The 8,659-nt window shown below is 63.2% G+C and carries 3 protein-coding genes; all 3 read right to left on the reverse strand.

What is annotated here, in order from left to right; all coding sequences use genetic code 11:
* On the reverse strand, positions 1-1,413 hold a 1,413-nt coding region (locus AC1D1P_RS08420; protein WP_477672665.1), incomplete at its 3' end, for a two-partner secretion domain-containing protein.
* Between the two features lie 591 nt (positions 1,414-2,004).
* Positions 2,005-4,566 (reverse strand): two-partner secretion domain-containing protein, encoded by a 2,562-nt coding sequence (locus tag AC1D1P_RS08425; RefSeq protein ID WP_477672666.1) that lies wholly within the window; start codon positions 4,564-4,566, stop codon positions 2,005-2,007.
* 423 nt (positions 4,567-4,989) lie between these two features.
* Positions 4,990-8,659, reverse strand: a 3,670-nt coding sequence (locus tag AC1D1P_RS08430) for a beta strand repeat-containing protein (RefSeq protein ID WP_477672667.1), incomplete at its 5' end; no start/stop codon positions are given.

Raw genomic sequence — 8,659 nt, forward strand, 5'->3', positions numbered from 1 at the left:
GAGGAGGATGTTGCGCCCGGCGGTCATGGTCATWCCGGCCGCGCCTGCATTGGTTTTGGTGATGTTCGCGCCGGTATTGATGTTGATGTCGCGCTCGGCAGTCAGCGTGAAGGTGTTGTTGTCCGTCCGGTTGATCGCCTGGTTGACGTGGATGTCGCCGTTGCCGCCGGCCGTGCCCATGGTGGCGGTCTGGATTTCAAAGTTGCCACCAGTCAAAGCGGCCGCGACGGCTGCGGCCGTCATGTCGCCCGTGGCGGAGATGGTGAAGTCATTGGGGTCTATCAGCCATTTCCCGGTGTTGCCGGYGGAAGCCAGCGTGGTGACCCGGGCGCTGTCGGCCACCTTSACATGCGCGGCGCTGGTTTCGACAAAGCCGCCATTGCCGCCATCGGGRGCCGARGCATCGAGCGTGCCGCCGACATTGACCGTACCCGTTTCCATRTCGCCCATCAGCAGGATGCGSCCGGCCTTGTTGGCAATCGTCTTCGCTTCAATGACACCGGTGTTGTTCACCGTCGCCGTGGTCAGCTGGTCCATGGCTTTTGCGGACAGCAGCACCTGCCCGCCATTCGCCTGGATCAGCAGCTTGTTTTCGGCCAAGGCATTGATCGCGCCCTGGTCGATGCTGTAGCCCAGCAAATTGCCGTTATCCAGGTTCAGGGTGATCTTGTTGCCGGCCGCGAGCAATGCGGTTCCCAGGCTGGCGGCGATCACGCCTTCGTTGCGTACCTCGGGCGCCAGCAAAGCTACATAGCCGCCATTCGCAGCCGTCAACGTGCCCTTGTTCACGACAGAGCCACTCGTGCCGTTGTTGCTGAAAACATGGTTGCCRGCCTGGAAGTCGGCGTTGCTCATGGACAGCGTCGAAGCCACCAGTCCGCCTACGTTGACCTGAGACCCGGCGCCAAACAGCACGCCGTTGGGGTTGAGGATAAACACCTGGCCGTTGGCCGTGAGGCTTCCCAGGAATTCGCTGGGGCTGCTGCCGGTGATGCGGTTCAGCGCGATGGCCTGCGCATTGGGCTGGTTGAATTTCAGCGCTTCATTGGCTGCCGTGGACAGCGATGTCCAGTCGATCGCCAGACGCTGGCTGGTCTGGTTGATCGTAGTGGTGGCGCCGCTGGTGCTGACGCTGCCGCTGCCCACCACCACGGTGGAATTCAGCGCGTCTGCGGCGTGCACCTGCAAGTTAAAGACGGACATCGCCAGCAGCATGACCACGGCGGCGCGGCACCGTGCATGCAGGACAAAAACGAGGCCCCCACGGGAACCGGCGGAAGCAACTTCAACACCGCTGCGTGCTGAGCCGCCCATGCTTCGGCCTTTGGCGGTTTCAGCCACGGCCACCCACAGGCCCAGCGCTGCGTTCCAGACAAGGCGGTAGATGCGGTTGATGCTGGCGTGACTTTTCATGAGAGTCTTTTCGGAAGGTCAGGAAATCCGGCTACCGCCTGGGCGAGCGGTGGAAAAAAGACGAGCAGCCAGCTCGCGCATGTAACCATAAGTATCCACCAATTGAACGTCCGGATGTATGGTTAAAAGGCGGCGTGTGGCATTTCGGAACACCGGCCTGGCCATGCGGGCACAGGGCCCCACTGGCAAAAAATTTTGCTATGCTTTTAATAGCTGCTTGCGCCCATCTGCATTGCCTTACAGGCACTTTTAATGCTAAAAAAAATAGCCAAAATTGCCTGAAAAGCAGTTTTTCACCGTTTTTCCGGCCCCATTGGGTTCGTTAGATGCAAAAAAGGCATTTTTTGGTCGATTTTTAAGCATGAAACCAGGACTTCAGGCAATAYAGACGGGCGCAAGCAGCTATCAAAACAATAGCATTCAGAGCTATGCGTACAGCGCTCGACGGCACGGCGGCCTGGCAGTCAGCGCCTGTACCTGAAAAGCCCCACGCTTTTCACTTTGTGTAATGCACTGCCCCTCCCAATGGGGCGCTGCGCCTGCGGCCCCTGCTGGTCTGAAGCCAAGGAAGCCGCTGCATGCGCTTGAGAGTTACTCGTTCTCGCCCGTGCTGCCGGCTTCGGCAGCGGCTGCCCTCAGGGCATCGACCTGCGCATCGGGGCTGGGGCCGATGCGGGGGTTCGCGGAGCGGTTCACGCCGGCCAGGTAGATCATCGCGCTGCGGTAGGCCTCGTCGATCAGGAAGTTGCCACCCGAGCCGGCCGACCTGATCGTCAGCGTGCCACCCGTGATGTCATAGCCTTCCTGGCCCGACCAGGCGAAGTAGCTGCCGGGGTTGGTGCCGCTGGCGGCCGTGACGCCCGGCGCACCGGCGCCCGACTGCTGCGCACCGTTGTAGGCCACGCTGGTGTCGGGCAGCGTGAGCGGCTGCAGAAAGCTGCGCAGCAGCGGGCCGGTCTGGCCTTCATAAATGCGCCACGAGGCCGTGGAGCCGCCTTGGGTGGTGATGTCCCAGCCGGTGAAGGTGGCCGCCTGCATCATCTGTGCGGTGGTCTTGCCGGTGCCGCCTGCGCTGCTGCCCTGGCCGGACGTGTTGACGTCCCAATAGCTGTTGTTTGTCGCGGCCGTTCCGACCTGTTCGGCCACCAGCCCGCCTGCCATACCGGTAGCAGTGACGCGGCCGGTGCTGTAGGCGCGCGTGATGATGCCGTCCAGCGAGCTGCCGACCAGCCCGCCCACCTTGTCGTCGCCACTCACGGCGCCGCTGGCGTACGCGTCGGTGATGCCGCCCTGGCTGAGTTCGCCCACCAGGCCGCCAACCTCGTCAATGCCCTGCACCGTTGCCGTGCTGTAGACATTGCTGAAGGTGGTGCAGCAGCCCTGCCCCGCGATGGCGCCCACAAAGTCGGCGCCGGTGATGCTGCCGCCCACCAGCCCGAGGTTCTGGATGCTGGTGCTCTGCGTAAGGCCGAACAGGCCCACGAAGTTGTCGCCCGGACGGTTGATGAAGAGATTGCGGATCTTGTGGTTGAGGCCGTCGAAGCGGCCCTCAAAAATACCTGGTGCGCCAACGCCACCCAGGGTATCGAAACCCGCGCCGGCGTTCCAGTTCACCGTGTCGCTCGCGTCGATGTCGGCGCCCAGCACGTAGTTGCCGGTGGGATTGCCGTTGATGCCCTGCAGGTCGGTGCCGGTGGTGCTGCCTGCCACGCCCAGGCTGGTGATGACTTTGTACGGGTCCGTGACGCCGTCGCTGCCCAGCCGGGTGCTGAAGTTGTCGCCGGCCCGCAGGTTGACCGGGGCCCTGACGTTGTACGTTGCAGTGTTCCCCGCATTGATGGCGCCCAGTCCGTATTCCAGTGCCAGCTTGCCATTGGCGTGCTGCGAGGTGATGGACGCGTTGATGTTGATATTGCGCCAGGCGCTCAAGGTCAGCGTGGTGCCCGCGTTCCAGGTGAAGGCCGCGTTGACGTGGATGTCGCCGTTATCCGTACCGCCGGCATTGTTGGTCGCCAGTGCGACATTGCCCAGGTTGAGGCTGGCGGCCAGCGTGCCCGCGCCTATGCCACTGCCGGTCAGCGCACCGCTGCCCGCGGCGATGGTGAAGTCGGTCGGGTCTATCAGCCATGTGCCGTGGTTGCCGCCACCGCCTGCAGAGGCCAGCGTGGTGATGACAGCGCCGTCGGCCACCTTGACGTGTGCCGCGGACGTTTCGACAAAGCCGCCATCACCGCCAGTGGGCGCCGATGCATCCAGCGTGCCACCTGCGTTCACCGTGCCGGTGTCCATGTCGCCCATCAGCAGGATACGGCCGGCCTTGTTCTGCAGGGTTTTGGCTTCGATGATTCCGGTGTTGTTCACCGTGGCCGTGGTCAAGCTGTCCATGGCTTTCGCGGAAAGCAGTACTTGCCCGCCGTTCGCCTGGATCAAATGCCTGTTCTCCGCCAGCGCCCTGATCGCACCCTGGTCAATGCTGTAACCCAGCAGGCTGCCGTTATCGATGTTCAGGGTGACCTTGTTGCCGGCGGCCAGCAGCGCCGTGCCCAGCGATGCCGTCATCACGCCTTCATTGCGTACTTCGGGCGCCAGCAAGGCGAGGTAGCCACCCTGCCCCGCGTTCAGCGTGCCCTGGTTGACAACCGAGCCGACCGAGCCTGTGAACACATGGTTGCCGGACATGAAGTCGGCATTGCTCATGCCCAAGGTTGAAGCCACCAGTCCGCCCACGTTGACCTGGCTGCCCGCACCAAACAGCACGCCGTTCGGGTTGAGGATGAACACCTGGCCGTTGGCCGTGAGGCTGCCAAGCAGTTCGCTCGGGCTGCTGCCGGTGATGCGGTTCAGCGCAATGGCCTGGGCGTTGGGCTGGTTGAACACCAGCGCTTCATTGGCACGGGTAGACAGGCTGGTCCAGTCAATCGCCACACGCTGGCTGGACTGGTTGATGGTGGTGGTGTTGCCCACCGTGGCCAGGCTGGCGGCGCCCGCAGACACGCTGGCGCTGGCGGCGTCTGCGGCCTCGGCCTGCTGGGCACCTCCGGCAAGCAAGAGCAATGCAGCGCTGCAGGCAGCGTTGAGTGTGAACCCGCCCGTTGCACTGGCGCCGCGTCGGGCCAGGCGGTAAATGCGGTTGATGCCGGCATGGCTTTTCATGTGTAGCCTTTCGGGACAGGACGGGCGGCGAAGCCCCCAAAGATCTCTCTTTTCCTGCCGGCGATGGCCTGTCATCTGGGGCCACAGGCCCATGCGCCGCGCATGACAAGTGCCATATTACGACGCCCCGGACCGACGCGATAGCCTGGGTTTCACGCACGACGCAGCCTTGCGCCCCTTGTTTGCTACAGTTTTGATAGCTGCTTGCGCCTGTCTTTATTGCGCTGCAGCCTGATTTCGCCATCAATCCTGGTGCAGGAGCCCAAACGACTGCTGCGAGCGCATCAGCCGCGGGCGTTGCCGCCAAAACCACCACCGCCCGACGAGCCAGGCAGGGGCCGAGGGTCCGGCTTCGCCGGCCCCAGGCGCCGCCCCCTTTGAGGGGGAGCAGACTACACGCAGTGAGTCTGAACGGGGGTGAGTCTAGTTTTCGTCGGTATTGCCCGCTTCTGCTGCGGCGGCCGCCAGCGCGTCGGCTGCAGCGCTGCCGCCGAATCCACCACCACCTACGCCACCGCCGGACGAACCGCCCAGGCCGGCCACAGCCTGCAGCGCGCTGTCATAGGCGCCGACCAGTGCTTCACTGCCAAGCGCCACGGTGCCGGCGTCGGAGGTCTTGATGCTGAGCGCGCCGTTGGCAAAGCCCAGTGCGTAGTTGCCGGAGATCGAGTTCAGCCCGCCAGGCGTGATCACATAGCTGCCAGCGGCCACGGCCCCCTGAGAAGATCCGCCATAGCCCACGGTTCCGCCGATATCCGCCGACGTATCACCCGCCACAAAACCGCTGTAGCTCACGCCGTTGCCACCGCTGTAAGCCGTGCCGTCATAGTTCTTGCTGTCGTTGTTGGCCGTCACCGTCAGCGCCTTGGGTGTGATGCTGGCCGTGGTCGTTGCCGTGGTGTTCAGCAGGTTGTAGTTGCTGGCGTCGGTGCCGCCTATAGCGATGCCGTTCACGCCGACCGCCTTGCCCGTGCCGGCGTTCTTGTCGGCGAAGGATGCGGCACCCGTGACGCTGAGTACATCGCTGCCCAGGCGGTTGTCGGCGTAACCCACGGTGGCTGCCGTTGTACCGTCATACACCTTGTTCACGCCAGCGGCTGTCACTGCCAGGTCGGCCTTGTTGATGGTGCTGGTCGTGTTGTTAGCGTAGCTGACGTTGTAGTTGGCGTTGTTCACGCCATCGCCCACCGTGACGCCCGAAGTCGTGACGGTCTTGTTGCCTGTGCCGGCATTCTTGTCGGTGAAGGCGAAGCTGCCACCGGTGGCGTTGTCGCCTGCGAACACCGTGCCGGCCGTTACCACCACCGCGCCAGCAGCCGAGAGGCCACCGTCGTAGGTCTTGGTGACATCGGAAGTCGACAGGCTCAAGTTGGCCTTGTTGATGGTGCTGGTGGTGTTGTCAACATAGGCGATGTTGTAGTTGCCGGTCACGTCGGCGTTGCCGCTGTCCTTGATCGTCAGGCCGCTGACTTGCACCGTCTTGTTGCCGACGCCGAAGTTTTTGTCGGTGAAGGCCTGCGTGGCGGCGGCGTTGACCGATTCGCCCGCGCCGGCGCCGGCCAGCGTGCCGACAGAGCCCGTACCCGTAGCGCTGGTCGTGCTGTCGTAGGTCTTGGTCACGCCTGTGGCCGTCACCGTCAGGTTGGCCCTGTTGATGGTGCTGGTGGTGTTGTCCACATAGCTGACGTTGTAATTGGCGTTGTTCACGCCGTCGCCCACCGTCACACCGGCCGCAGTCACCGTCTTGTTGCCCGCCCCGGCGTTCTTGTCTGTAAAGGCGAACGTGCCGCCGCTCAAACCGTCACCGCTGAATACCGTACCCGCCGCGACAGTGGCCGTGCCCGATGCGGCCAAGGTGCCATCGTAGGTCTTGGTCACATTGGCCGTGGACAAGGTCAGGTTGGCCTGGTTGATGGTGCTGGTGCTGTTGTCCACGTAAGCGATGTTGTAGTTGGCGTTGTTCACGCCGTCGCCCACTGTCACGCCCGCAGTCGTCACCGTTTTGTTGCCACTGCCGACGTTCTTGTCGGTAAAGGCAAACGTACCGCCTGTGGTGTTGTCGCCTGCGAACACCGTGCCCGCCGTCCCCACCACCGTACCGCTGGCGGATAAACCACCGTCGTAGGTCTTGGTGACGTCGGTGGTCGACAGGCTCAGATTGGCTTTGTTGATGGTGCTGCTGGTGTTGTCGACGTAAGCGATGTTGTAGTTGCCGGTCACGTCGGCATTGCCGCTGTCCTTGATGGTCAGGCCGCTGGCCTGAACCGTCTTGTTGCCGATACCGAAGTTCTTGTCGGTGAAGGCCTGCGTCGCGGCGGTGTTGACCACTTCGCCCGCACCGGCGCCTGCCAGTGCGCCAACAGAGCCCGTGCCTGTGGCATTGAGTGTGCTGTCGTAGGTCTTGGTCACGCCCGTGGCGGTGACTGTCAAGTTAGCCTTATTGATGGTGCTGGTCGTGTTGTCCACGTAGGCAATGTTGTAGTTGCCYGTSACGTCGGCGTTRCCGCTGTCCTTGATGGTCAGGCCGCTGGCTTGCACCGTCTTGTTGCCGATGCCGAAGTTCTTGTCGGTAAAGAGCTGTGTGGCAGCGGTGTTGACCGATTCTCCCGCTCCGGCGCCTGCCAGCGCACCGACGGTGCCCGTTCCCGTTGCRCTGGTCGTGCCGTCGTAAGTTTTGGTCACACCAGTCGCCGTCACCGTCAGGTTGGCCTGGTTGATGGTGCTGGCCGTGTTGTCGACATAGCTGATGTTGTAGTTGCCCGTCACATCAGCGTTGCCTGCGTCCTTGATGGTCACTCCGCTGGCCTGCACCGTCTTGTTGCCGATGCTAAAGTTCTTGTCCAGGAAGGCCTGGCTGCCGGCGGCATTGACCACTTCGCCGGCTGCCGCTCCTGCCAGCGTACCGACCGAGCCCGCGCCTGTCGCGCCCAGTGTGCCGTCGTARGTCTTGGTCACACCCGTGGCCGTTACCGTCAGGTTGGCCTGGTTGATGGTGCTGCTGGTGTTGTCGACATAACTGAGCACATAGTTGCCGCCACCGTTGCCGTCGTTCAGCGTGGCGCCGCCCACTGTCACCGTCTTGCCGGTGCCTGCGTTTTTGTCGAGGAAGGCAAAGCTGCCGCCGGTGGTGGTGTCGGTGTCAAGCAGTTGGGTGCCGCCGGTGGCGGTGAACGTGCCGGCAGCGTCGAGCTGGCCGTTGTAGGTTTTGCTGACGTTGGTGGTAGTCAGCACCAGGTTGGCCGGCGTAACAGTGAGGGTACCGCCGCTGATGTCGTAACCCTGCTGGCCGGAATAATAGCCGTTGTAGGTACCGGCATTGCGCCCACTGGAAGCCGCCCCCAGAACACCAACCGCCGCCGTGCTGGCGCCGGTTTGCACCACACCGTTGTAGGTGAGCACGGTGTCGGCCACCGTCAGCCCACTCAGGAAGCTGCGCAGCAGCGGCATGCTTTGACCTTCGTAAATGCGCCACACCGCCGTGCTGCCGCCGGTGCTGGCAATGTCCCAACCAACAAAGGTGCTGGCCTGCTTCAACTCGCCATCGGTCTTGCCGCTGCCGAGGGCGTCTGGCAGCCCCGGGTTGGCGGTGGCACTGTGGAAGCTGTTGCTGACCGTGCCGATGTTCAGTCCCACCAATCCATCGGCATCTAAGCCGCCGGTGCTGGCATTGCCCGTGGCGTAGCTGTTGCTGATCGCGCCGCCGTTGTTGTTGTACCCCGCCAGCCCGCCGACATATTGATCGAGGCCGTTGACATTGCCCGTGGCATAGCTGTTACTGATCACGCTGCCGAAGTTGTTGTACCCCACCAGCCCGCCGACATAGTCAGTGCCGCTGACATCACCCGTGGCGTAGCTGCCGGTGATCGCGCCGCCGCTGTTCTCCCCCACCAATCCGCCGACGGATCTATTGCCGCTGACATCACCCGTGGCGTAGCTGCCGGTGATCGTGCTTGCGTTGTTCACTCCCACCAGGCCGCCGACACGGATGAGGCCGCTGACGCTGCCTGTGCCCGCGTGGCTGTCACTGATCGTGCTGTTGTAGGCGTACCCCACCAACCCACCGATATTGTTGTTGCCGCCGCTGACATTGCCC

The organism is Polaromonas sp. P1_E1_2, from assembly GCF_056406035.1.

Bases quoted from the DNA above. Each gene is read 5' to 3' on its own strand.
- AC1D1P_RS08425 (WP_477672666.1), bottom strand. From the start codon at position 4,566: ATGAAAAGCCATGCCGGCATCAACCGCATTTACCGCCTGGCCCGACGC.